The organism is Occallatibacter sp. (assembly GCF_035317045.1).
Lineage (GTDB): Bacteria > Acidobacteriota > Terriglobia > Terriglobales > Acidobacteriaceae > Telmatobacter.
Genome location: NZ_DATHHT010000002.1, coordinates 219469 through 245030, shown reverse-complemented (window position 1 = coordinate 245030; position 25562 = coordinate 219469). Strand labels below are relative to the sequence as shown.

The following is a 25562-nucleotide window of genomic DNA, read 5'->3' as shown; positions in this document are numbered from 1 at the left end:
GCTTTTCGACTGCGCTCGAACGAAACAAAACGCACGATTTGCATCGCGTTCATCAGCGCTCATCTTTTATGTCTAGTCTCGGACGCACTCATTGGTCGATTTGGCAACCTGCGAAATGCGCCGTCCTGGATTGAGTTCATCGCCACCTCGTGAGTTCCGCGCGATGACATTCTAATTACATCTGTAGCCAGCCGACTGCCCTTCTTTAACGCACCAGTCATCTCTCCGCAACATTCGACTGCTACCAATCTCCATGCGGCAGGTTGACGGTCATGGTCCTGCACGAGGTGACCCTGAATGCCTTCGACCTCATACCGTAATTCCCCACAATACGAGGTTTCCATGCAAAGCTTCGCCCCACTCCGCCCTCTAGCAGGGCTTGCGCTCCTCGCTGCGCTCACCTGCACTAGCGCAATCGCTCAGGACGATCATGACAACCGGGACAATCGGGATATCAAGCATGTATTTGTCATCGCAATGGAGAATCACAATTGGACCCAACCGGCAACAGTTGCCGGGCAGATTCAGCCCATCTTTCAAAACGCCAATGCCCCGTTCATCAACAGTCTTGTCAATGGAACAGCCGTCACGTTCATCAACGGCCAACAGGTCAACATCAGCCAGCACGTCTCCTACGCGACGTCGTACCACAACGTCCTCGCCACCCAGAGCGGAAATAACCCTCACATTCACCCCTCCGAACCCAACTACCTCTGGGCGGAAGCCGGCACCAACTTCGGCATTGCCAACGACGATGACCCATTCAAGGACACTCCTCCCAATTCTCAGAACACAACTCAGCATTTGAGTGGCCTCCTGCAGAAAGCAGGAAAAAGCTGGAAGTCCTACCAGGAAGACATCGACCTCCAGACGGCGAATGGCAAAGTTATCAACCTTCCCCTGCCGGAAAATCAGTGGACCGTTCCTCTGGTCAGCGTCAGCGGCGTCTTCGGTACCGGCAGCCTTTTAAACCAGTACAACGACTCGCTGCAATACAACTACGCCGTCAAGCACAATCCGATGGCCTTCTTCGCGGACACCAATGGCGGCAATAACACCACCACGTCAAATCCGCTTCGGTTCAACTACGCGCCCCTGCAACAGTTGGAATTCGATCTCGACAACAATCGCGTGGCAGACTACGTCTGGATCACCCCAGATCAGTTCAACGACCAACACAGCGCTCTCAGTGCCGGCTTTGCAGGTCTTACGGGTGATTCCTCGCAGCTCAAGGCCGGAGACAATGCCATTGCCCGACTCGTGCCCATGATCATGGCCTCCAAGGCCTACCAGGATGGCGGCGTCATCATTCTCTGGTGGGATGAGAGCGAAGAAGACGGCGAGACCAACGACAACGCGGATGACTTCAGCCACACGATCCCCGAGATCGTCATCTCCAACCTCGCGCACCCCAACGAAAATGGCATGCCCTATGCCAGCCCGGTGGACTTCACTCACTCGTCCGACCTGCGCACCCTGCAGAATATCTTCCACGTGAAGGCCAACTCGAAGACCTCGCCCTACCTTGGCGACGCCGTCAACGCGACCGATCTGTCCGACCTCTTCGCCCCCGGCGTTATTCCCTCGCGCCCTTAACCCAGGTTCCCTCCCCCACCGCACTACCCCGGCGCAGATCCCAACCAGGTTCTGCGCCGTTCCTTTTTTCTCGCGTCGCTCTCACAAACGTCTGTCATGTTGAGCGGAGGTCAACCGCGAAAGCGGATGACCGCAGTCGAAACACCTGCAGTTGCTTTTGGGAATTGCTTTGGCCCTCGCTCTTCAAGCCACGTTTAGACTTCAGTACGAAGGAAGAGCGGCAGTTATATCGCCACTTCCGTACTCGCGGAACCAAATCCTGCGTCAGAACGTACAGACAGTTCGAGCATCCCCAAGGCTCGCCCCGGAGGTCCCCATGCCCTCGCCTCTTCGCAACTCCGCATGCCTCTTCGCCTTATTAGCCTTCGCGTCCGGCGCACTCGCCGCTCAATCTGATCACGACATAAAGGGCATGGCCCACATGTCCGGCCACATGTACATGACGACGCTGAGGCCGAAGAAGCCCGGCGATCAGGCAAGGGCCGACGCACTTGTGACCGCCGCCAAAGCGGCCATGGCGCCGTATCAGGACTACCACCAGGCTCTAGCCGACGGCTACCGCATCTTCCTTCCCAACATTCCGCAGCCCATGTATCACTTCACGAAGACGGAATACGGCGTGGCGGCATGGCGGCATTTTGACCCACTCAAGCCAACGTCGCTGCTCTATCGCAAAACCCCCGACGGCGGCTACAAACTCATCGGCGTCATGTACACCGACCGCGTCGATGCCAATGAGGATGAGATCAACGACCGCATTCCCCTCAGCATCGCCCACTGGCATCAACACACTAATTTCTGCAAGGCGCCCGCAGGTCAATTGGCCGCATACTTCGGCCCCAACGCGAAATTCGGACTGCTTGGATCCATCCATACACCGGAAGCTTGCGACCAAGCCGGTGGAGTTTTTCTTCCCCATGTCTTCGGCTGGATGGTGCACGTCTATCCCTATGAAACCGACCCGCGCAAAGTCTGGTCTGTAGACGATGACGACAGCGGGCACGACAACATGGACCGCTCATCGATGCCCGGCATGAAAATGGATTAGGCGCGTTTCCTAAATCCCGCTTTGTATCAGCGCACGACTTGCCGGGTGCCCCATCCTTGACCGTCTTTTGGTCAAGGGTGGGAGAGCACAAACCTAAACCGGGCGCTGGGTGCCCCATCCTTGACCGTCTTTTGGTCAAGGGTGGAGAGAGCACAAACCTAAACCGGGCGCTGGGTGCCCCATCCTTGACCGTCTTTTGGTCAAGGGTGGAGAGCACAAACCTAAACCGGGTGCCCCATTCATGGGACGTTTTTCCGTCCCATGAGTGGGAGGCCACGAGTCCCCAGCGATTCCTACTCCATCAGCGAACCCTGGACCGCATGACCAATCCCGGCGACAGCTTCTCGCCCGCCTTCACATCGCCATGCTCATCGAGCACATCCCATCCAGAATTCGCGATGTAGTAAAACCATTCCCCCACCACTACCCCGTGTGTCGGATCGCCGAGTGTCGCAGTCGATCGTTCAATCAATTCCTCCGACATCACGCTTGTCTGCGCTCGATCGAGCTTCATCCGTACAACGCGTTCTGGCGACGTCCCATTCTGCGTCAGGATGAACGCATCATCGACGTAGTAGAGCCCGTCCACCCCGTTCAGCGCCACTTTCGCTCCTCCATGCCGATTGACCCACTGCACCTGGCCGCTCCGTAGATCGAGAATGCCAATCCCCCGCATGTAGTCGGGAACCGCGACGAGATTCCCTCCGGGAAGCACCACCGGGGTCTGCGGAGAAATAAAATCCTTCCCGTTGATCAGTTCAAGACGCCCGTCTTCAACCTTGTAAACACCGCCGCCCTCGCCGTCGCTCACAATCGGAACGCCCGCCGCAGTCAGCACCATATCGCCGAGCGCAGTGTGCAGCGGGCCCTCAATCCGGTTCAGCAACTTCCCCGTCTCAAGATCGAAACACAGGACAGCCGATTTTCCCCAATCGCCATTGGGCGCGGCCGTAAAGCCGTTCAGCGCAACCTCCGTAGACCACACCCGGTTCCGCTGTGCATCCACCTTGATCGCCATCATCGGCCATCCGCTGGGCGAAGATGCAAATGCCGACACCTGTCCCGAAGATGTGACGCGAACAATCTTCTTTTCTAGAACGCTCGTAATCAGAAATGTCTTCGACAGCGGATCGATGTCGATATCTTCCGCAATCAGCCCGGAATCCGTCAGCGTAAACGCCAACTCCGAGTGCTGCACTGCTTTTTCGTTCTGCCGGAAATGCTCGAGTATGGATTTGTATCCAGGAAGATCGTGAAGCGACGTGAACGTCTGGTCTTTCCCGGCGAGCATCGTATCGTCTGCCTGCCCCATTTCGGCAAGCTCTTCGAGCGCCCGCAAAGCATGATCCTTGTCGTTCAGCTCAGCGTACCCAAGAGCGCTAGACTCAATCGCACCCGGCGAATCATTCAGCAGACTGCGAACCTTGATAACTGCCTCGAGGTATCCGCGATGATCGCCGGCGGCGCGTGCTGTGTGCGCCTGATTTCGCAGTTGCGCCAACTCTTCCACCGCAGTGGGCACGCTCTGCGCACCCATACTCCACAGCACGATTGCTGCAACCAGGTGAACTCTTGCCACGTCAGGCCTCGCTGGTTGCCGCCCTCACACGACATCCACATTGACCGATGAAAGTGGAATTCCGAGGAGCCGGCAACTATCCAGCAATCCTAATTCCGCTCTGCAGCAAGAAGCTAGGATTTGTGACGGAACGGCCTACAGCGCCGTCGAACAATCCACCGCAGCGGGCCGCGGCGCGCTCTGCAGCGTGACGAACCTTGCCGGGCTGCAACAGGCCTTCGAAAGCCGCGCCGCGTCTGCCTGCATCGCACGATCTTCACCGAGCCAGGCCAGCGTTTGCCGCAGCACCTGCGCAGCACCAGCGTTAGGCGGCATCACGATGCGATAGTGCATCCACTTCCCTTCGCGCCGCGCCTCCACGATCCCCGCACGCCGCAGATATGCAAGGTGCCGCGAAATCTTCGGTTGCCCCTGCGCCAGGATCTCCACGAAATAGCAAACACAGATTTCCTGGTACCCCATCAGGTTCAGCAGACGAAGCCGCGTATTGTCACCCAGCGCCTGGAAAAAGCGCTCCATGTTGAATTGAGATGATCTGGCCGGCATGTTTAATATATACGCCTTGACGAATACGTTGACAAGAAATATATTCGCCTAAGTGAATATGTTTTCTTGAGGAGTACGTCGTGGCGGAACAGATTCTTGATTTGGTGAAATCAAAGTACGCAGCGGTGGCAGAGAGTTCTTTCTCCAGTCAAAATGCCGGCGTCAAAGCCGTGGCCGAAGCTTTCGGCTACTCGCCTGAAGAACTCACGTCCATACCCGCCGAAGCCAACATGGGGCTCTCCTGCGGCAATCCCACTGCAACCGCGCACCTCAGGCCCGGCGAAGTTGTCGTCGATCTTGGCTCCGGCGGCGGTCTCGATGTCTTTCTCGCGTCGAAGCAAGTCGGGCCTCAGGGCCGGGCCATCGGCATCGATATGACCCCTGCCATGATCGAGCGTGCCCGCGCCAACGCTAAATCCGGCGGCTACACCAATGTCGAGTTCCATCTTTCCACCATCGACAAGATCCCGCTGCCAGACGCGTCCGTCGATTGCGTCATTTCGAATTGCGTTCTGAATCTTGCGCCCGACAAGCCCGCCGTCTTCCGTGAAATCGCCCGTGTCCTCAAGCCGGGCGGCCGTCTCGCCGTAAGTGACATCGCGTTGAAGAAGGAACTGCCCGAAGCGATTGCCAAGAGTGTCGCCGCATACGTTGGCTGCATCGCCGGAGCTATTCGCATCGACGACTACCGCAGCGGTCTGCTCGCCGCAGGCTTTGCGCATGTCGAAATCGTCGACAGCGGCTCCGATCTCAACGCCTACGCCAAAATCGAAAACCAGTCCGGCTGCTGCTCGCCCGCGATGGACAAGGCAGACACGTCCAATCCCCTACAGCTTGTCGAGTCCTCGTGCTGCTCGCCGGCGCCCGCCGCATCCGCGCTGCACGAGGACATGAAGACGCTGCTCGCAAACTACGACGTCAACACAGCCGCCGCCAGCGTGAAAGTCTACGCAGTCAAGCCCGCAGTCGCGCAGGCAAAATCCTGCTGCGGCCCGGCCTGCTGTTCGTAACGGAAGACAAAGCCATGTTCAGAGTCATCTTTGCCTGTGTACACAACGCCGGCCGTTCGCAGATGGCGGCCGCGTTCTTCAATCAGCTCGCCGATCGTGCGAAAGCCGAAGCTATATCCGCCGGAACCGAACCCGGCCCGCGCGTTCACCCCGAAGTGCTCGCCGTCATGCAGGAAATCGGCATCGACCTCAGCCACGCTACGCCGCAAAAACTCACCGAAGAACTCGCGCGCGACGCTCAACTCCTCATCACCATGGGCTGTGGCGACAAGTGCCCCTGCGTCCCCGGCCTCCGCCGCGAGGACTGGCCGCTCCGCGATCCCAAGGGCCAACCTCTGGAAGAAGTCCGAATGATCCGGGATGAAATTCGCGCCAGGGTGAAATTTCTTCTGGCACACGAAGATCTGGGCAATTCGCCGCGAGCTTAGTTCCACGCTCCCAGCAGCCTCCTCACCAGCACCAACTGCCCGACGTGATACGCATTGTGATCTGCCGCCAGCAGCGCCTCGCGCAAAATTGTCTGCCCGTCGCCGTGCGGAATCTTCGCGAACAAGTCCGTCTTTTCGTCCTCGATCAGTGCAACCATCGCCTTCAGATCTTTCCTGAAAGCCCGCACGCTCTTGTCCCATGCCTTGTCGTCTGCCGGAGCTTTCTCTTTCGGCCAATACCCCTCCGGCCACTGGGGCGATTCGTGTTTTGAATCGCGCGAAAATTCCAGAATGTCCAACTGCGCGATCCGCAGATGTTCAAGCAACTGCCACGGCGAGTGCTCCGCCCCCTTCGGCACCTTCCCCTGCAACTCCACCGGCAGCCCCTTCACCGCCTGCTCGAACGTGGCGTGCGCATGACCGCCCGTCAATACTTCCACCAGGTGCTTCCGCAACGCCGCATCGTCCTTGTTCGCCATCAAATCCCTCCGCATCAACGGATTCCGCCACATTCCGAAAGATTCGAAAATCAGTGTCCGGGTCGAGAATGCACCGGATTCGTTGCAAAACGTGCACTTCGCTCTTCGCGTTGAAACTCATGACCACAAACTGGGAACCAAACAATTGCTATACTCGGCGCAGGTTATGAGCGGTTTTCGTCAGCAACGTGCCTGGTATTGGATAGCGATCGCAGCCATAGTGATCGCCCTCATTGCGCTGCTCGTACCCCACGGACACGCCACCGGCGCGCCTGCGTGGATGGCGCTTCTACCCACGTTCTTTGTGGGCTTGCTCGTGCCCTTCACCTTGTTGCCGCTGCTGCCGGTTCTCTCGCTGGGCCACAAGCCCGATTCCCCATCTCTGGCTCCTTCCTTCCAGCGCCCTCCGCCCTTCCGACTCGCTTAGATTCTTCAATCGGTTGCAGGACACTCGGCTCGTGCCGCGGCATCCTTGTGATCCACCAATGACGAATTTCTGCCCCTCAGCGGAAAGGCCATCTCCATGGACCGCATATTCAGCGCAGTCGCTGCGCTCGCAATGGGCTCGCCGTTCCTGGCGATTCTTCTGATCCTGGCTTACTACTACCTGTTCCGCGTGCCATGGGGTCGCAAGCGAAAACGAGCGGGCCGCCGGTCGACATTCCTCTGGTCCACCGCGGGTCTTGGAACCGTTCTTCTCGGCCTGACGCTCTTTTATCGACCGCGCCTTCAGTTCGCCGTCGAAGCGCAGCACCGCCAGGTTGAAGACGTGGACGAGGACGACAACGGCGACCCCGACATCCCCTCCCGGCACCTCATGCGTCAACTGCGCCGAATCCGCCGGGGCGAGGAGGTGGAATCCCTTTCCGTGCGTCGGGAATGATCTCTCCGCGGAGCATTTATGACACAATAGAAGAGGAAGTTTAGCATGCCCGGACCTCGAAACAGGAACGCGTTGGTATGGGTAGCGATCGCTGCGATTGCATTCGCGTCGGCTGCCCGTGCCGAGGCAGGCTTGCAAAGTGCCAAGGCCTACGCACACCCGGTCTTCGAGTTTCTTGCCAAGAGCCAGATTCAATATGCCGCCAAGCCCGGAGTTTTACGGTTCTCGCAGGCAGGCTCGAGGCGTCAGAGCAAGGCAATCTCAAGCGATGCAGGCATTGGCTTGTGCATGGCGATGCTTCCTGTGTTCTTCATCGGGCTTGTTTCGCCGCTGAGTCTTCTTTCTGCTGCATCCATCCAGGGCCTTCACCAGTCGCCCGCGGCGCCGCTGCTTCCCTCTTCATTCCAGCGTCCCCCGCCCCTTTTCATCTGATCCTTTGTACCCCCGCGAAGCCGCCTGAGCAGCAATGATCCGGCGAACTCATGATCGCAGCCCGGTGTCCCTTCGCTGCAAATCATGGCACCCACACTGGTAAATGGAGATTCACGTGTTTTACGATAAGGCACTCACGAAAATATTCGGCACCGCCAACGAGCGGGCCATCAAGAAGATTCTCCCCATGGTCGGCCACGCCGGCGCCTTTGAGCCGGAGATGGAAAAGCTTTCAGATGAACAGCTTCGGGCCAAGACAACCGATTTTCGCGCCCGCATTGCCGCCCGGCTTCAAGGCATCACCGATCCTGAAGAGATCAAGACCGCCGAGCGTGCCGCGCTCGATGAAATTCTGCCTGAAGCCTTCGCCGTAGTCCGCGAAGCCGGCTGGCGCGCCGTCAAGATGCGCCACTTTGACGTGCAGCTCATTGGCGGCATGGTTTTGCACCAGGGCAAGATCAGCGAAATGAAAACCGGCGAAGGCAAGACCCTCGTTGCCACTCTCTCCTGCTATCTCAATGCGCTTGCCGGTCACGGTGTTCACGTGGTGACCGTCAACGACTACCTGGCTAAGCGCGACGCTGAGTGGATGGGCAAGATCTACGAGTTTCTGGGACTGACCGTCGGCGTCATCGTCCACGACCTCTCTGACGATGAGCGCCGCGCAGCCTACGGCGCCGACATCACCTACGGCACCAATAACGAATTTGGATTCGACTACCTCCGCGACAACATGAAGTTCGAGATCGCGGATTGCGTGCAGCGCGGCCACTACTACGCCATCGTCGACGAAGTGGACTCGATCCTCATCGACGAAGCCCGCACCCCGCTCATCATCTCCGGTCCCACCGACCAGACCACCGACAAATATGCGCGCGTGCGCAAGATCATTCCCGCCCTCGAACTCGGCGAGGAAGTCGACAGCCTTGAAGGCAAGACTTTCTCGGGCGACTACGTCGTCGACGAGAAACACCGGACGATCGGTGTGACCGACGAAGGTTGGGTCACCATCGAGAAAGCGCTCGGCATCGATAACATCGCGAGTGCCGATAACTGGGAACTCAAGCACTACGTCGAAACCGGCATCAAGGCACACGCCCTCTACAAGCGCGACGTCGACTACGTGGTCAAGGATGGCGAAGTCATCATCGTCGATACCTTCACCGGCCGCCTCATGCCGGGTCGCCGCTGGTCCGACGGACTCCACCAGTCCGTCGAAGCCAAGGAAGGCGTGAATATCCGCAAGGAAGATCAGACCCTCGCGACCATTACCTTCCAGAACTACTTCCGTCTCTACAAAAAGCTCAGCGGCATGACCGGTACGGCTGAAACCGAAGCTGCCGAATTCGAGAAGATCTACAAACTCGAAATCGTCGTCATCCCCACCAACAAACCGCTCCTCCGCGTCGAAAACCCCGACGTAGTCTTCCGCACCGAGAAGGAAAAGTTCAAGGCCGCAGCCGAAGACATCGGCCGCCTTCACGAGGAGCAGCAGCCCGTGCTCGTGGGCACCGTGTCCATCGAAAAGTCCGAACGCCTCTCGGCCATCCTGCAGCGCAAGGGCATTCGCCACGTGGTGCTCAACGCCAAGCAGCACGAACGCGAAGCCGAATATGTCGCGCAGGCTGGCCGCCTCGGCATGGTCACCATCGCCACCAACATGGCCGGACGCGGTACCGACATTCTGCTCGGAGGCAATCCCGAGTTCATGGCCCGCCAGGAACTGGTGAAGAAGGGCCACGCCAGGGCAATCAGCGTGGCCGAGGGAGCGATCAGTCCGATGGCACCCGCCGGCTTTCAGCGCTTCTACTACCAGGGACAGGAATTCGAAGTTTCCGATTCCGATTGGACCGAGACCTTCTCCGTCCACAACGAGTCCGCGCAGAAAGAGCATGAACAAGTGATCTCCAAGGGAGGCCTCTTCATCCTCGGCACCGAACGCCACGAGTCACGCCGCATCGACAATCAGTTGCGAGGCCGCGCCGGCCGCCAGGGTGATCCCGGCGCCTCGCGCTTCTACCTGTCGCTCGAGGACGATTTGATGCGCATCTTCGCGCGTGGATTTGCCAACACCATGATGCAACGCATCATGGAAGAAGATGTGGCGATCGAGTCGAAGATGATTACCCGGCAGATTGAAAATGCGCAGAAGGGCGTTGAATCGCAGAACTTCGAATCGCGCAAACACCTCCTCGAATACGACGACGTAATGAACAAGCAGCGTGAAGCCGTCTACGGCCTGCGTCGCCAGTTGCTCGAGGGGGTCGAACAGCGCGAACTCATTCTGGAAGATTATGTAGGCGGAATCCTCAGCGGCATCCTCGACGAATTCGCGCCGGAAGACAAGCATCCCGATCAATGGAACTTCAAAGGCATCGAAGAAAAATTAATGGGCCAATTTGGCTTCAGCATGTCGGCCGCCGGCATCCACCCCAATGAGCTTGCCCGGCACGAGCTTGGCGATCAGATCTTCGAAAAGCTTAAACAGCAGTACGAGCAGAAGGAACACATCCTCACCGCGCCGCAGATGCGCTATCACGAACGCATGGTCATGCTCAGCGTGATCGACGGCCTCTGGAAAGATCACCTGCTCGCGATGGATCAGTTGAAAGAGGGCATCGGTCTTCGCGGCTACGCGCAGCAGGATCCGCTGGTCGCCTACAAGAAAGAATCCTTCGACATGTTCGAAGCCATGCTGGCGAAGTTCCAGGAAGATACCGTCCGCTTCCTCTTCCGGATGCAGATCCTTGGCCCCGATGGCCGACCCATTGAAATGGCTCCCGAACCGCGCCGGGCAGTGCCTCCGGCTCCGCCGGTAGCCAGCGCCGAGCAGTTGACGCTGAATGGTGATGGCCAGCCTGCCGTGTACGATGCAGCCCCGCGCGAGATCTCCATCCCTACGCGCGCGCCTTCCACGACGATCGATCAGTTGGAGAAGGAGTTCCACCGCAAAAAGCAGCGCGAACTCGAAGCTGCAACGCGCGCCGGAGGCGGGAACGGCAGCCAGGCTGCCACGCAGCGCCGCACCGGCGAGAAGGTTGGCCGCAACGATCCCTGCCCCTGCGGCTCAGGCAAGAAGTACAAAAAGTGCCACGGCACCGAAGCCTAGCGCAAACCTGAGCGTGTGTATCAGCCAGAAGAATGTTGCGCAAGAAGTACGTCCGGTTAGACGGTCATCCAGGTGTTACGGGTAAGTGAGACCTCTTTGCGCGGATGGGCGGTGAAAGTCCCAGGATACTAGCGCACCTTTCGTGACAATTGCGGAACGCGGAAACGACGAAGCATCGAGGTGGTCTTTTGGAGGTGAAGAACGTAGACTGACTTCGTTCTGATAGGAGATCCAAGGTGCCAAGACCTGGCGGACTCAGCTTCATAAATGCTCTGGGCCACATTGGCCTTTGGTTCAGCTCCTTGCTGGTTGCGGTTCTCCTCTTCAGCCTGGTTTTTAGCCGGATCTTCGTCGAAGCAGGACCGATCTTTCCAATCTTTCGCATTACCTTGACGTGCGCGTTGCCGGTCGCGTGCCTGTATATGCCCGTTCTGATCGTCCTCAGAAACACAGAAGAGCAACGAATGCCGATCATCATCCTTCTCGGCGGAATTCTGATTGGTCCTGCATCGATTGCCCTTTGGGGTCTCGTTCTTCAGTGGACCGGCGGCGACTCGCACACGATTTGGCATGGCGATCCGCTTACGGGTGTGGGCGGCTTTGCCATGATGCTTTTCGCATTGATTGTCGGATCCCTAACGACCTTCTTCTATATCTTTGCGTTGAAGGTTACTCATCGCAGATGGTCTGGTTCACGCCATTCTGGATGAATTGTTTGCCAACTCGGAAGGTTCGAGGGTTGCGCTGCATTCCAATCGGTCCCCGACACCATGAAAAACACCTGCATAGTATCTCGGCCCGAAAAGCGAGATCACCTACGCCGAGCTGCCCAAATCCCTTTGCGCTGCTTAGGCGGCGGACCATGCCAGTAGTTACCAATAAAGCAATAGCCAAAGCGCTTCGGAGAGTCGGCCATGCTTTCCGACGGCGGACCCAGCCTCGCCTTCCCTTCAAAGTCAACCCCCCTTTCGAAAAATATCTTGTAACCCTATATTTCGGAATAACTTCCAACCGCCCCCATTTTGCAGGTAATTATCACCCTCGGGCGCACAATGGAATTGGCATCGGGAAATCGGCTCTAGCGCAGTGAACATACATCAGACAGCTGGTCACTGATCACTGACCACTGTCCACTGTTCACTGCCCACTGTCCACTGTTCACTGTCCACTGTCCACTGTTCCTAAGTCCTTTCCCGGGAAATCTCTACACCCAAGTTCTTTCTTATGAAGTTCCTGGCGGCCAGCCCGCCGCCAAATCGCTGAAACACGCAATTTTACGTACAGAGTATGGGGGGGCACCCCCCGAGGAGCACGCCCATGTTCATCGAATGTCGACACATCATGCCCACCGGCCGCAAGTGCCGCGCAGCCGCACTCCGCGGCAAGCCTTTTTGCTTCTTTCACGCCAAGCTTCACTTTCGCAAGACGGTCACCCGCAGGCCAGGAAAGCGCACCGAGCCCAGGATCGAGGATGTTTCCGCCATCACGGCAGCCGTGGCCAAGGCCCTCTCGGCTCTGTGTTCGCCCCTCACCGACACGCGGCACGCAGGCCTGCTTCTCTATGGCCTTCATCTAGCCGCCAGCCTCTCAAAACGAGTTCCTTTGCCGGAACTCGAGGAAAATCAAGCTAAAGAGTCCGGCAAATACGGGAGTGATTCTGCGCTCAACGCGTGACCGACACGGCGTCAAATGTCAGGTCATTGGCCGCTGAATGATGCTCGGCGCGCCACTGCTCAAACAGCCGGCCGTAGCTGAGCGTCAGGTATGCTGAGCGGTCCACGCCGAGCCGGTCGGCGCTGCGGTCGATCCACTCCGGCGAGCCTTCCAGCTCCGCGTAGTCGCCGATCGGTGTCTCGTCGATCACGCAATGGCCTTCACCATCGCTCCACTCGCTGCGCCATTTTTCGTAGCGAAAGGCTGCCGTCAGGCCCAGTGAAAGAAAAATCTGCGCCAGCACATCGCCATCGGCAACTTCGGTCTCCGTCTCCACGCGATGCTTGTGCGCATCTTCGCCCGGACCCACGTCGGGCAGACGCTTGTGCGTCACCGTCCACTTGCCCGCATAGCTGCGAATGCGCAGAATCTCGGTCCGCGCCCGCATCGTGCGGTCCGGCGTATCGTACAGAACATTGCTCTCGAAGGTTCGTGGCGTCTGCTGGGAAAACCCTGCCTGGCGAAGCTGATTCTCCAGCTTGCTTATGTTCTCAACGCGAAATTTGACTTCTGTTTCGATGGCCATCGTAAAGAGCGAGTATACGCACGTAGCGGCAACGGCTTCAAACGGCGACAATAAGTACGTGAAGACTCTGCGCCTTTCGGTTGACCCGGCCCACATCGATACGGAAGAGGCGCGAGCCGCCATCGCTCAGGCCGCGCAGATTCTTCGCTCCGGCGGCCTCGTTGCGCTGCCCACCGAAACGGTCTATGGACTCGGCGCCAATGCCCTCGACCCCGCCGCCGTTGCCCGCATCTTCGCCGCCAAGCAACGCCCCTCGTGGGACCCCGTCATCGTCCACGTCGCCGGGCCCATCTTCAAGAACCCGATGCTCGATCCGCTGCTCGCGGAATTTCCACCGGTGGTTTACGGATTGATGAAAGCCTTCTGGCCCGGTCCCCTGACGCTGCTGCTGCCCCGCTCCACCGCCGTGCCCGACATCGTCACTGCGGGCCGTCCGCTGGTCGGTATCCGTATGCCCGCGCATCCCGTCGCGTTCGAGGTGATCCGCCAGGCCGGCGTTCCCATTGCTGCGCCCAGCGCGAACGTCTTCAGCCACATCAGCCCCACCACCGCCGCGCATGTACTCGACGATCTCGACGGCAAAATCGACGCGGTCATCGATGCAGGAGCCACCCGCCACGGCGTCGAATCCACCGTCCTCGATCCAACGCAGAGTCCCATGATGATCTACCGCCCCGGCGCCATCACCGAGCAACAGATTCGCGAGGTTGCAGGTCCTGTGGTCTATTACGAAGATCGAATGCTGCCGAAGGCTGCTGCGCCCGAGTCGCTTCCCTCACCCGGCATCGGCCTGCGCCATTACGCGCCGCGCGCACGCCTGATCCTCGTGGAGGGCAAGCTGGACGAACTCCCCGCTCGCCTGGCTGAAGCCGCTGGTCAGCACGCGAAAGATCGTTTGGGAATGATGCTTCCAGCGGAGTTGGCGCCCACCAGATTCGAGCCGCCGCTGCGGGGAGCAGCTGAATTTCCCTGGGGTCATTGGAGCGCACCCGAAGAATTAGCCGAAAGACTCTACGCCGGCCTTCGAGCGCTCGACGCCGAAGGCTGCGCCGTGATTCTCTGCCCGATGCCGGAAGCCGAAGGAGTCGGCGTGGCTATTCGTGATCGCCTGCGCAAAGCTGCTCGCTCGGCGAAGGACTAGAAACCGGATCCCTATTGCCCGGCCTCGCCAAGCTTGTACATGTACTTGATCGCGGACTTATAGATAAGCGTCTTTGCGCGGCCGCGAATCTTCAGCACTCCGCGATCGTACCACTCGATCTGACCTTCAAGTTTCTCGCCATCCTCCAGCACAATCACCATCGGCGTCTGAGATTGAATCTGCTTCTGCAGATAGAACAGCTCAGCCTGACGGTGCGCGCCGTCTTCCTCGATCTCATAGTTAGTGAATCGAAACGATGGTGTGGAAAGGGAAGCGTGCTTCTTGCGATTCGGTGTGTATAAGACGCCATCGCGGCGCTGGCCTTCCAGGCCCGGCGAAATTGTCTGTGTATTCATAAAGTAAGATCCTCCATCGCCACGGAACTCCTGATTGAACAGATGCAGAACTACTACTTCACTTTGCTTGTCGGGGAAAAGGAAGGATCCCGATCTCGGAAATGCAGAATTAGAGCCCTTTTGGGGGACGCCAAACCATCGGCACAACCGGTATCAGACTCTGGGTTGGTCTTTTGCCTTTGAGAGTGTTCTGATTCTACCCCAAAAGATGCTTCGGGCGAGGTTGTGGTTGCATACTTTCGATCGAGATATCTGTGGAACGCCGCCGTTATCGCTCCTGCAGGCTAACGGCCATGGCATCCAACGAGAGCGAGCGCAATAGATTGCGCCGCATTCCCTGCTCAACCTGCACAACTGCCGAGGAAGTCGCTGCGATCCAATCCACCGTGAGCCCTTGCGCCATACGCTCCAACTCAACCGAAAGATCGAGATTGCGAATGAGCGCCGGCGTACCCGCCACCATCAGCAGCAGGTCTTCGAGCAAACTCCCGAGTGCGCGCAGCAAGTTGATGGTTTTCTCCTGGCCGTCGGCTCCGCCGCGGTAGCTCTCCGTCGCGTGAAAAAGCTGCGAGTAGTCTGGCTCGCGCAACGCCGTCCGCAGTATCAGCAGCGCATCCTGGCGGCTTGCGAGATAGATTTCCAGATCGGTCGTCAGCGCGCGCCCCACCGCTCCCTCCGCCAATCGCGCAGCGAGCGCCCTCTGTTGCGGTTGCAACTCTGGTCGGCGCTCGGCTAACAATGCCTCGATCTCAGCAGCCGGCAACGCTCCCAGCCTGTAGAGAATGGAGCGCGACCGAATCGTCGGCAACAACTCGTGCGGATTTTCCGTGAGCAGAATAAGCGACGTTCGTTCAGGCGGCTCCTCGAGCACTTTCAGCAGGCTATTCGCCGCTTCTTTCATAAAGGCCGAAGTTGTAAAAATCGTAAACGCCCGATGCGCGTTGGCCGGCGGCCGATAAAAGGCCGCGTGAATCACCGTCCGCACCTGTCCAAGCTTGATCAAAAGCTGCGGCGGATCCGGCGGCACAATCAGCACATCAGGGTGTGTCTGGATCAGAATGCGCGTCTCGCGCTTGTCCACGTCGCGCATCTCGTCGCGCACCGCCACCGCCTCGGCAACCCGCTCTTCAAGATTCGTCGACTCGGCAATCCGCAGGCAATTGGCGCAATGCCCGCAGAAATCCGGCAGCCCATCGCTCTCTATCGGCTCAAGGCAATTCACAACCTGCGCCAGCATCAGCGCAAGCGTGTACTTGCCCGCACCCTTCGGTCCAGCAAGAATCAGCGCCTGCGGAAAGTGGCCGCTACGCAACCCCTCCCGCAGGTGCCGGACCGTTGCGGCATTGCCATGAAAGCTTTGGAAACCCACACTTCGAGTCTACGGCATTGTCATTACAAGATTCCGCGAGTCTGTGAATCCGAAAGAATGCAAAGGGCGTGCAGATTGTCTCGTTAGTCCCGGCGCATGACCCGCACCTGTATCCCATTCTTCGGCCGCAGCGTTATCTTCGGCTGCAACTCGATATTCTGTGCGGGAACTAGTTCAACGCGCCAACGCTGCGCAATCGTTGCGAGCGCCAGCACGGCTTCCATCCAGGCAAACGACTCGCCGATGCACTGCCGGCCGCCGCCGCCGAAGGGAAAATACGCGAACCGTGGCCGTCCGGACCTGGCCGCCGGGGCAAATCGCTCGGGGCGAAACCGCTCTGGTTCCGGAAACCACCGCGGATCCCGGTGCACAATGTACTGGCTGAAGAACACCATTGTTCCCTTGCGCAGCCGGTACGGCCCTATCGACACATCCTCAAGCACTTCTCTGCCCATGGCCCATGCCGGCGGATACAGGCGCATCGACTCCGACAGCACCATGCCCGTGTACTCGAGCCGCGGAATGTCCTCAAGCGTCGGCAACCGGCCGCCGCCCAGTACCGCATCCAGTTCGGCATGCAGGCGCGATTCTGCCTCTGGATTCTTCCCCAGCAGCATCCACGTCCACGCCAGCGCATTGGCCACCGTCTCAAACCCGGCGAGAAATAGCGTCAGAACCTGGTCGCGGATCTGTTGGCCATCCAGTTTGAGCCCGTCACCTCCGGCCTGGTCGTCCCGTGCAGCCACCAGCATCGAAAGCAGGTCGGCATGGCGGTCTAGGTTCGCATCCGCGCGCCGCGCCCTGATCATGCCATCGACCACTTCATCCAGCCGCTTTTTTGCCGCGCGAAACCGCCGCATCTGCGGCAGGGGCGAATTGAGGAAAAGTTCAGCCCGCGGAAACGCAACCAGGAAATTGTAGAGATCCATCACGACATTCACCTGGTCGTTGATCTCGTGAATCTCCGGCGTCACTTCCGTATCGAAAAGCGTGCGTGCCGTGATCTGCAAAGCGAGCCGCATCATTTCCGCGGCAATATTCAATTCCGCTCCGGGCATCCATTGCACACGAAGCGCGTCGGCGATTTCCACGATTTGCGCGGCGTAGCGTTCGATGCGGCGACGGTGAAATGCGGGAGCGGCAATGCGTCGTCCCCGATTGTGCGCCTCTCCGTCCGACGTGATCATCCCCTCGCCGAGCAGGATCTTCATGCGCTTTTGCGTCCGGTCCTTGCCGAAAAAAGCAGCTTTGTCGATGAGCACTTCCCCAATATCGGCAGGATCGTTCAACAGGACAACGTCGCGCAGCAGGATACGATAGTGCGCCGCACGGCCATAACGCTGCAAATGCTCAAACAGGAGAATGGGATTCGTTGGATCAAAGAAGCGATGGAACCGGTAGAAAGGCAGATTGAAGCGCAAGCCCGGCGGATAGACATACTCTCCACGCCGCACCACTGCAGGCGGATCGGGGAATCCAGACGAATCAACATCGCTTGCGTTAAGACCCACGGTTCGAGTCTAGTGCAGATGCCGCATGACGCGACCTGGCCTCTTTCACCAAATGAAATCGCCCGTCCGGAGCCTCAACCGCGAGGCTCCGGGTTGAATCGCGCTCAGGGATGAATGCCTGCCGCAGCCAGCATGTTGAGAAACTGCCTCTGCGTACGCATGTCAATTGCCACTGCAACAAGCTTTCCGTCGCGGTCGAAGACGAAGCTCTTGGGGATTCCGCCGTCAAGGTGAAACTGCTTGGCCACCTTCCCACCGGGATCGAGCAGAACCGTCGGATGGAAACGCATCGGCTCTATCGTCCTGGCAATCAAAAAAGCATCCGAAGCAGGGACATCCTCGGGATCGATCGAAAGAACCACCAGTCCCTGCGCCTCCAGATGTGTGTAGATCGCATCAAGATCGGACATCTCAAGCCGGCAGGGCAGGCACCACGTTGCCCAGAAATTTACCAGCACAACCTTACCCTTGAACTGAGAGAACGTAATCTTCTTGCCGTGCAGATCCTTCAGAGTGAAATCAACTTTTCCACCTCGGCGTCGTTCTTCGCCAACGCATCGGAAGCTTTCGCAAACAACGGGTCGTTCAGAGTCGACGTGGCATGCTCGTAGCGCACCAGTCTTGCCAGATCAAAGTAGGGCGCAGGCGGCCAATCCTTCTTTGCAGGGATTGGAGTTTCGGTGAGCGCGTGTGAAAGCGTATCGGCAACAGCCTGAATCGTCTCGGCTCCCTGATCGCCCTCGGTGGCGATATGAGACAGGTTGTCTGCGAGGGTCACCTTCGATTTCCCAGCTGCGAGCGCCATGATGTCGGTCGCCAGCTTGGCTGTCGCTCCCGGCCGCTCTGCCTTCGACAAATCGCGCAGATGGTCCATCTGCTTTTGAATCGCGTCTTCCGGACCCTTTGCGAAGAGGACCGGCGCAGCGAAGAGAAATAACAAACCAAGAAACACACGGGTATTCCGGATCATGCGGTCTTCCTTTGACTCAAAAACCTGAGCTCATTCCTGCAGTGATTTTGAATGCGGCGAAATTATACCGGTGCTTTCGGTCTACAGAATGTGATTCTTGACCCCTAGAAGCATATCGAAGAAACCGCCGCGCCCTGAAAGCCCGTAAGTTCTTTGACCCCCACGTTTGCGCGCCTCCATCTCCCTCCCCGTACAATGGACAATGGTAATCAATGCTGACCCATGCCTGAAGCGGAGCAAAAATCCAGCCAAACCAAGGCACTCGAACGTGATCCGCGGAACGGCGCAGCGCGCCCGAAAGTCGACGAAGATCCAGTTGGCAAGGTCTACGATTCGCGGCTGATCAAGCGCCTCGGGCACTACCTGCGGCCCTACTGGTGGCAGGCCACCGTTTCCTCCATCTCCATCTCCCTCAAGTCCGTCAGCGATGTCGCGGGCCCGTACCTCGTCATGGTGGGAATCGACCGCTACTTCCCCACCGACAATGGCGCCTCCGGGACAACTCTCCTGAGCCATGAGGGCGGACCCACAAGTTTCCTCATCCGCCATTTGCCCACCAACCCGGCGCAAGGCATCACTCGCCTCGCCTTGATTTTCCTGGTGGCCCAGGTCTCCGCCTATCTCTTCGAGTTCATCCAGACCTACCTGATGCAGTGGACCGGCCAGAAGATCATGTTCGACCTGCGCCGCGATATCTTCCAGCACATGCAGCGCATGCACGTCGGCTTCTTCGATACGCATGCCGTGGGGCGCCTCGTCACGCGCATTACCTCCGACGTCGATGCCATCAACGAAATGTTCACCGGCGGCATCCTCGCTATTGTCGACGACTTCTTCACCCTCACCATCATGGCCATCGTGATGCTCAACATCAACTGGTGGCTGGCGCTGCTGGCTTTCGCCGTGCTGCCACTCATCCTCGTCGTCACGCGCTTGTTCCGTAACAGCGTCCGCGAGAGCTACCGACGCGTGCGTGCCGCCATCGCCCGCATCAACAGCTTTACCCAGGAACACATCAGCGGCATGGCTGTTGTGCAGCTCTTCAACCGCGAACAGCGCGCCTACGACGACTTCGAAGCCGTCAACCGCCTGCACATGATCGCGTTCAAAGACACCATCTTCGCCTACGCCCTTTACTACCCCGCTGTCGAAATCCTGTCTTCGATTGCCATCGCCCTCGTCATCTGGCGCGGCGGATTCGGCGTGCTCTCCGGCACCGTCACCATCGGCATGCTGGCCGCTTTCAATATGTATTCGCAGCGTTTCTGGCGCCCCATCCAGGACCTGAGCGACAAGTACAACATCCTGCAAGCCGCCATGGCTGCTTGCGAACGCATCTTCAAGCTGCTCGATACCGCGCCGGAGATCGTGAGTCCTGCCCATCCGCGCTCGGGCGACGGATCAAACCGAATTGAATTCCGACACGTCTGGTTCACCTACCAGAAACTGACTGCGGAACAGAGAGGCCTCGTTAACCGCGTCGCCGACTCGCCCGAGCGCGCCAAAGAACTCGCCGCCCTCACGGACATCGAGTGGATCCTCAAGGACGTATCTTTCACCATCGAGCCCGGCCAAACCATCGCTGTCGTCGGCCACACTGGCGCGGGCAAGACGACCGTGACCAGCCTGATGATGCGCTTCTACGATGTGACGGCCGGATCGATCTGTCTCGATGGCGTCGATCTCCGCGAACTCGACCTCGCCGCGCTGCGCAGCCACTTTGCCGTTGTTCTGCAAGACCCGTTCCTGTTCACCGGCACCATCGCTGAAAACATCCGCTTCGGCAACGAAGCCATCACTGCAGAAGCCATGCGACAAGCCGCACGCGACGTGAATGTGCTCGACTTCATCGATTCGCTGCCGGCCCAGTTCGACGAGCCCGTTCGCGAGCGCGGTAATTCGCTCTCGACAGGCCAGAAACAGCTCATCAACTTCGCCCGCGCGCTAGCCTTCAATCCCCACATCCTTATCCTTGATGAGGCCACTTCCAGCGTCGACACCGACACCGAGCTACGCATCCGCGGCGCACTTGAGCGCATGGTCGAGGGCCGCACCAGCGTGCTGATCGCGCATCGTCTCTCCACCATCCAGAGAGCCGATACGATTCTCGTCATGCACAAGGGCCAGTTGCGCGAGATGGGCACCCATCAGGAGCTTCTTGCTAATCGCAGCCTCTATTGGAAGCTCTATCAGCTGCAGTACAAGGACCAGGAACTCGGCGTGGGCACCGCGCCACATCGCGAACCGTCCCCGGCACCCGCCGTACCCTAGATATCTGCCGGGTTCTTCTGACCGCACCGTTTACTGTGTCACAACTAATTCTTCTCCATTCAACAAAGTTCATGAGTTCATCGCCGACATCCAAGGCCGCCGCCGAAGTACCCGAACCCTCCGACGCCGCACTGCGCCTGCTGCCGTGGCTGGTTGCGGTGGCCTTCTTCATGGAGTCGCTCGACACCACGATCCTCAACACCGCCGTGCCCGCCATCTCCGAAGCTCTCAGCGTCACGCCACTCAGCATGAAAGCCGTGCTGGCAAGCTACACGCTTAGCCTCGCAGTATTCATTCCCATCAGCGGTTGGATGGCCGACCGATTCGGAACACGCCGCGTGTTTGCATCTGCGATCGGCATCTTTACGTTCGGCTCGTTTCTCTGCGGCATATCCACGAACATTCATCTGCTGGTCGCGTTTCGTGTCGTGCAGGGCATGGGCGGCGCCATGATGGTGCCGGTAGGCCGGCTTACCCTGGTCAGAACATTCCCAAAATCCGACCTGGTGCGCATCATGAGCTTCGTCTCCATTCCGGCGCTCATCGCTCCCATGCTGGGTCCGGTGACCGGCGGCCTCATCGTCGACTACTTCCATTGGCGGGTAATCTTCTTTCTGAACATCCCCATCGGAATCATCGGCCTCATCATGGTCTACCTTCACCTTCCGAACTACGCTGAAAACGACACGCCTCCTCTCGACATCGTAGGTCTAATCCTCTTTGGCTCCGGAATTGCACTGCTTTCCTACGTCCTCGAAGTCTTCGGCGAACATACACTGAGCGCCCGCGAAATCATCGGCATGCTGGCGATCTCGATTTCGCTTTTGATCGGATACTGGCTGCACGCACGGACGCTCGAGTTTCCCCTGCTTCGTTTGAAACTCTTCAGCATTCGCACATTCCGCGCCGCCGTGAACGGCAGCTATTTCACGAGGCTTGGAATCGGCGGCGTGCCATTTCTGCTTCCCCTGCTCTACCAGACTGGCCTCGGCTTCACGCCGGTTCAATCCGGCCTGCTGATCATGCCGCAGGCTCTTGGCGCCATGAGCATCAAAGCGATCATCCGTCGCCTGCTGGCAAGGTTCGGTTATCGCGGCGTACTCATTTCAAACACCATCCTCATCGGCATCCTTCTCCTGTTGTTCACCACGATCGGCCAGCACACACCCGTGTGGTTCATTCTGCTGCTGGCATTCTTCTATGGCGGCTTTACATCGCTTCAATACACCAGCATGAACACCCTGGTCTACGCGGACGTCTCAGAGCACGACGCCAGCAGCGCAAGTACCATCGCCAGTACCATGCAGCAGATGTCGATCAGCTTCGGCGTGGCCGCTGCCGGACTCACGACAGCCTTCTTCGTACCGAGCGGCGCATCCAGAATTCCGCAGGAGATGATTCACGGCATTCACCTCGCCTTCCGCACACTCGGATGTCTCACCATTTTCTCGACAATTGTCTTCGCTACGCTAAAGCGCGGAGATGGCGACGCTGTGAGCCACCAGAAAGTCCTCCGCCAACACCATCCCGACGGATAAACAGCGGCGTCATGAGCGCAAGAAATAGCAAGGCCGATCTGCTGTTCGCAGATCGGCCTTTTTCCGCTTTCAATTTGCCAGAACCTCACGGACCCATGCTCGCCGGCAGGCAAGGATTGAAGCCCAGCGACGTTGCGCTCGCGGGTGAGGGCGGCGTGGGCGGCGCTGACCATGGAACGCTATTGAAGTCGAAGAACTCGAGCAGATTCGGTTGTGCGGCGTCACGATTTGTCAGATGCGCCGAAGAATTGATGAAGCGGCTCTCCACGAACTTGATTACCGCAGTGTGATCCATCGGCGTATGCGAGACGTAGTGCTTCCGCGTGAACGGCGAAATGATCATGTTCGGCACGCGGAATCCGATTTGAGCTGCAAATCCCTGCACCGCTGCCGCATCACCCGAATGTGCACCCGGAGACGCGGCGCGCAGATCGCAATGCTGCGTGTACTGACCAGGCGTTGGCGGCAGGCATGGGTTGAAGCCGTCAGGGTTGACCGCGATTGAGGATATGTCCGGGATCGAACCCAGCGACGCATCCGTGTTCTGGTTGGAATCACCCGGAACCGGCGGAACGTGATCATACGGCCCACCACCCTCGTCGTAGCCGAAGAAGAACACGGAGTTTTGCCACGACGAACTGGCCATGAACTTGTTGATGACATTCGCCATCGAGGCTTGCCCGTTCAGGATTGACTGCTGCGAGCCCGGATGTTCATCGCTGTCGCTCGCTTCGATGAACGCAAACGCCGGCAGGGCGTTGTTTTGCAGATCGGTAAAGTACTGCGAAACAGGCGCAACGTGGTTGGGATCGATGCAGAACGAGTTCGTAGAATCTCCGACTACGCTTGAGGGTTGGGTAAAACCGGTACAGGAATTCGTGCTCGTCTTGTGGTAAAGGAACTGATTGGCCCAACCGAAGTAAGAGAAGATCGTGTCGGGGTAATTCGAGGTAGTCTTCGAATAGTAAATCTTCCACGGAACACCGGCATTATTGAGTTCCTGGAAAATCGTCATCGAGCTCTGCTGCGCCACATGATCGTCCAGACCCGGGTCAAACACCAGCCCTTGGGTCGTGCCGCCCGAGAAAGTCGCAATTCGATTCGGCGTGCTCTTGCTCGCAACGGGTGAGAACCACCTGTCCGACACTGCGAACTGCGATGCCATGTAGTAGTAGTAATTCAGGAAATCCTGATCGTAATACCCCATGGCTCGCTCGCCCGTCACGTCGGTATATGCACCTCCGCAAGTACCGGAATTTACGCAGCTCTTTGCATAACCCTCCGCCGTGTGTACGAAGCCATCCATTTTGATTGGCCGCGAGGTCAGGAAGTTATACCGGTCTACGTCGCCATAACTCGCAAGCCAGTCTGAGCTGTCGTCGTCGATGCATGTGGTACGGAACTTGTACAGCCCGTACGTCGTGCCCTCGTCATCCTGGTTGGTAATGGTCGTGAGCTTATCGTCGATGCCGTCCACGTCGTAGGTCTTGCCGTCATCGCCGATATCCCAGCCATTGGAATGCCGGTAGGGATTCAGCATGCCGAAGTAACTGTCGAAGGTGCGATTCTCCTGCAACATGAAGATAACGTGCTGAATCTTGGTAACGCCTGCCGAGGATCCCACCGTTACTGTCGTCTCCGCCGAAGCTGTGGCCCCAGCCGCATTGCTCGCCTCCGCCGTGTACGTAGTGGTCGCGGCCGGAGTCACCGTCTGTGTGCCTCCTGTAGCCGAAAGCGTATAAGAGCTTCCGTCGGATCCGGTCACCACAACCTTGGTGGCGTTCGTCGCGGTCACTGTCAGCGTGTCGGAACTGCCTTGACTGATCGAGCTGTTCTGCGCGGAAATCGACACCGTGGGATTCGGTGTATTTGCAGTCACCGTAATCGTGGTCTGCGCCGTCGTGCTGCCACTCGAGTTTGTCGCTGTTGCTGTGTAGGCGGTGGTGGAAGTTGGAGCTACCGTGATGCTTCCGCCAGAGAAAGGCAGTGTGTAGGAAGTGCCATTCGATCCTGTCACGTGGACTGAGGCAGACCTGGATGCCGTTACGGTCAGGGTGTCGGACTGTCCGGATGAAATGCTGCTGGCGCTTGCTGTGATCGAAATAACGGGGAGGGAACCTGTTGAGACGGTAACGGTGGTACTTGCTGTCGCGGTGGCACCAGACGAGCCTGTGGCAGTCGCCATGTAGGTAGTAGTGGATGAAGGCGAAACGGTGACGGTGCCGCCGGAAGCCGCCAGGTTGAATACCGAACCGTCAGATCCTGAAACCTTGACCGAGGCCGCATTGGAGGCGGTCACGGTCAGCGCATCGGAACTGCCGGGACTGATCGAACTGTGCGCTGCCGTGATCGAAACCGTGGGAGTCGGCGTGCCCGAACCCACTATGATCGTGGTCTGGGCGCTGGCGCTGCCGCTCGAGTTCGTAGCGGTCGCCGTGTAGGTGGTAGTGGAAGTTGGCGCTACGGTAAGCGTTCCGCCGTTATAAGGCAGAGTGTACGAAGTGCCGTTGGATCCCGTTACATGGATGGAGGCAGCGCTCGTTTCGGTCACTGTCAGGGTGTCGGTCTGTCCGGATGTAATGCTGCTGGAACTGGCTTTGATCGAAACGGTGGGAACGGCAGCTGCACTGTTGGCAAATGCTGAAATCGCGAGCAAAGCGAGAGGGGCTGCCAAGGACGGGATCGTCTTCACAGGGGGCCTGCCTTGATGTTGGTTTGTACCGGTTGCGCGGGAAGTATCCAGCGAAATGACCGGAACTAACCCTTTCGTTCGATGCTGTCGAAGCGTCGATAAGTTGGTGCGTGCTGCAGATTTCAGTTTTTGGTCTTCGGCGATTTCGCTTGTCCCCATACGGTGGCCCGCGGCCGACTAAGAAATGAACAATGCCCTTCCATCGGACCGGGCCACAACGCAACGGCGTGGCGGGAACTAGTTGGATGCGGAATGGTGGCCTAAGGCTGTCACCCTCAACATCTCGAACCCTCAAACCTTGGGAAAAAAGCAAGCAAGAAATTGCTTTCAAAAGCCATAGTCAAAGATTGTCCGCCGAGTGATAG

Annotated in this window: 23 protein-coding genes; 13 read left to right on the top strand and 10 right to left on the bottom strand. The window is 58.4% G+C overall.

Annotation, left to right across the window (positions count from 1 at the left end):
- Positions 1-342: 342 nt before the first annotated feature.
- Positions 343-1596, top strand: coding sequence for an alkaline phosphatase family protein (locus VK574_RS01105; protein WP_472797939.1), 1254 nt, complete (start codon positions 343-345; stop codon positions 1594-1596).
- A gap of 316 nt (positions 1597-1912) precedes the next feature.
- Complete coding sequence (locus VK574_RS01100; RefSeq protein ID WP_472797938.1) at positions 1913-2644, top strand: hypothetical protein; 732 nt, start codon at positions 1913-1915, stop codon at positions 2642-2644.
- Positions 2645-2945: 301 nt separating this feature from the next.
- On the opposite strand, the gene VK574_RS01095 is transcribed toward VK574_RS01100, so the two are convergent.
- Together VK574_RS01095 and VK574_RS01090 are read right to left on the bottom strand one after the other, a co-directional pair.
- Entirely contained in the window at positions 2946-4223 is a 1278-nt protein-coding gene (locus VK574_RS01095; RefSeq protein ID WP_472797937.1) for a hypothetical protein, read from the bottom strand.
- A 135-nt stretch (positions 4224-4358) separates the two neighbouring features.
- Positions 4359-4769, bottom strand: a complete 411-nt coding sequence (locus VK574_RS01090; protein WP_472797936.1) for an ArsR/SmtB family transcription factor — start codon at positions 4767-4769, stop codon at positions 4359-4361.
- A gap of 80 nt (positions 4770-4849) precedes the next feature.
- On the opposite strand from VK574_RS01090, the gene arsM reads away from it, so the two are divergent.
- On the top strand, positions 4850-5779 hold the full coding sequence (gene arsM / locus VK574_RS01085; RefSeq protein ID WP_472797934.1) for an arsenite methyltransferase: 930 nt from the start codon (positions 4850-4852) through the stop codon (positions 5777-5779).
- Between the two features lie 14 nt (positions 5780-5793).
- A complete protein-coding gene (locus tag VK574_RS01080; RefSeq protein ID WP_472797933.1) occupies positions 5794-6207 on the top strand; it encodes an arsenate reductase ArsC in 414 nt (137 codons plus the stop codon).
- Here VK574_RS01080 and VK574_RS01075 read toward each other — a convergent pair.
- Positions 6204-6686, bottom strand: coding sequence for a DinB family protein (locus VK574_RS01075; RefSeq protein WP_472797931.1), 483 nt, complete (start codon positions 6684-6686; stop codon positions 6204-6206). The two genes, VK574_RS01080 and VK574_RS01075, sit on opposite strands and share 4 nt — an antisense overlap.
- 166 nt (positions 6687-6852) lie before the next feature.
- Between VK574_RS01075 and VK574_RS01070 the strand changes: the two genes are divergently transcribed.
- The 6 genes from VK574_RS01070 to VK574_RS01045 all read left to right on the top strand — a co-directional run bounded on the left by VK574_RS01070 (position 6853) and on the right by VK574_RS01045 (position 12784).
- Positions 6853-7113, top strand: a complete 261-nt coding sequence (locus VK574_RS01070; RefSeq protein WP_472797930.1) for a hypothetical protein — start codon at positions 6853-6855, stop codon at positions 7111-7113.
- A gap of 96 nt (positions 7114-7209) precedes the next feature.
- On the top strand, positions 7210-7569 hold the full coding sequence (locus VK574_RS01065) for a hypothetical protein (protein WP_472797929.1): 360 nt from the start codon (positions 7210-7212) through the stop codon (positions 7567-7569).
- Between the two features lie 45 nt (positions 7570-7614).
- A complete protein-coding gene (locus VK574_RS01060; protein WP_472797928.1) occupies positions 7615-8001 on the top strand; it encodes a hypothetical protein in 387 nt (128 codons plus the stop codon).
- Between the two features lie 115 nt (positions 8002-8116).
- On the top strand, positions 8117-11110 hold the full coding sequence (gene secA / locus VK574_RS01055; RefSeq protein ID WP_472797927.1) for a preprotein translocase subunit SecA: 2994 nt from the start codon (positions 8117-8119) through the stop codon (positions 11108-11110).
- A 236-nt stretch (positions 11111-11346) separates the two neighbouring features.
- Positions 11347-11820: a hypothetical protein gene (locus VK574_RS01050; RefSeq protein WP_472797926.1), complete on the top strand. Its 474-nt coding sequence runs from the start codon at positions 11347-11349 to the stop codon at positions 11818-11820.
- 607 nt (positions 11821-12427) lie between these two features.
- Positions 12428-12784: a hypothetical protein gene (locus VK574_RS01045; protein ID WP_472797925.1), complete on the top strand. Its 357-nt coding sequence runs from the start codon at positions 12428-12430 to the stop codon at positions 12782-12784.
- On the opposite strand, the gene VK574_RS01040 is transcribed toward VK574_RS01045, so the two are convergent.
- Positions 12774-13349, bottom strand: a complete 576-nt coding sequence (locus VK574_RS01040; protein WP_472797924.1) for a class IV adenylate cyclase — start codon at positions 13347-13349, stop codon at positions 12774-12776. The two genes, VK574_RS01045 and VK574_RS01040, sit on opposite strands and share 11 nt — an antisense overlap.
- On the opposite strand from VK574_RS01040, the gene VK574_RS01035 reads away from it, so the two are divergent.
- Positions 13342-14490 (top strand): L-threonylcarbamoyladenylate synthase, encoded by a 1149-nt coding sequence (locus VK574_RS01035; RefSeq protein WP_472797923.1) that lies wholly within the window; start codon positions 13342-13344, stop codon positions 14488-14490. The two genes, VK574_RS01040 and VK574_RS01035, sit on opposite strands and share 8 nt — an antisense overlap.
- 11 nt (positions 14491-14501) lie before the next feature.
- Here VK574_RS01035 and VK574_RS01030 read toward each other — a convergent pair whose 3' ends face one another.
- The 5 genes from VK574_RS01030 to VK574_RS01010 all read right to left on the bottom strand — a co-directional run bounded on the left by VK574_RS01030 (position 14502) and on the right by VK574_RS01010 (position 18696).
- Complete coding sequence (locus VK574_RS01030; RefSeq protein WP_472797921.1) at positions 14502-14846, bottom strand: RNA chaperone Hfq; 345 nt, start codon at positions 14844-14846, stop codon at positions 14502-14504.
- A 268-nt stretch (positions 14847-15114) separates the two neighbouring features.
- A complete protein-coding gene (locus VK574_RS01025) occupies positions 15115-16215 on the bottom strand; it encodes a DNA polymerase III subunit (protein ID WP_472797920.1) in 1101 nt (366 codons plus the stop codon).
- A gap of 83 nt (positions 16216-16298) precedes the next feature.
- Complete coding sequence (locus VK574_RS01020; RefSeq protein ID WP_472797919.1) at positions 16299-17726, bottom strand: cytochrome P450; 1428 nt, start codon at positions 17724-17726, stop codon at positions 16299-16301.
- Between the two features lie 104 nt (positions 17727-17830).
- Positions 17831-18214: a TlpA disulfide reductase family protein gene (locus VK574_RS01015; RefSeq protein ID WP_472798039.1), complete on the bottom strand. Its 384-nt coding sequence runs from the start codon at positions 18212-18214 to the stop codon at positions 17831-17833.
- A 20-nt stretch (positions 18215-18234) separates the two neighbouring features.
- Positions 18235-18696, bottom strand: coding sequence for a hypothetical protein (locus VK574_RS01010; RefSeq protein ID WP_472797918.1), 462 nt, complete (start codon positions 18694-18696; stop codon positions 18235-18237).
- Positions 18697-18918: 222 nt separating this feature from the next.
- Between VK574_RS01010 and VK574_RS01005 the strand changes: the two genes are divergently transcribed.
- Positions 18919-20967 carry an ABC transporter ATP-binding protein gene (locus VK574_RS01005; RefSeq protein WP_472797917.1) on the top strand — a complete coding sequence of 683 codons (2049 nt, stop codon included), beginning with the start codon at positions 18919-18921 and terminating at the stop codon, positions 20965-20967.
- Positions 20968-21038: 71 nt separating this feature from the next.
- Positions 21039-22505 carry a DHA2 family efflux MFS transporter permease subunit gene (locus VK574_RS01000; protein ID WP_472797915.1) on the top strand — a complete coding sequence of 489 codons (1467 nt, stop codon included), beginning with the start codon at positions 21039-21041 and terminating at the stop codon, positions 22503-22505.
- A gap of 85 nt (positions 22506-22590) precedes the next feature.
- Here VK574_RS01000 and VK574_RS00995 read toward each other — a convergent pair whose 3' ends face one another.
- Positions 22591-25197, bottom strand: coding sequence for an alkaline phosphatase family protein (locus VK574_RS00995; RefSeq protein WP_472797914.1), 2607 nt, complete (start codon positions 25195-25197; stop codon positions 22591-22593).
- Positions 25198-25562 lie beyond the last annotated feature (365 nt).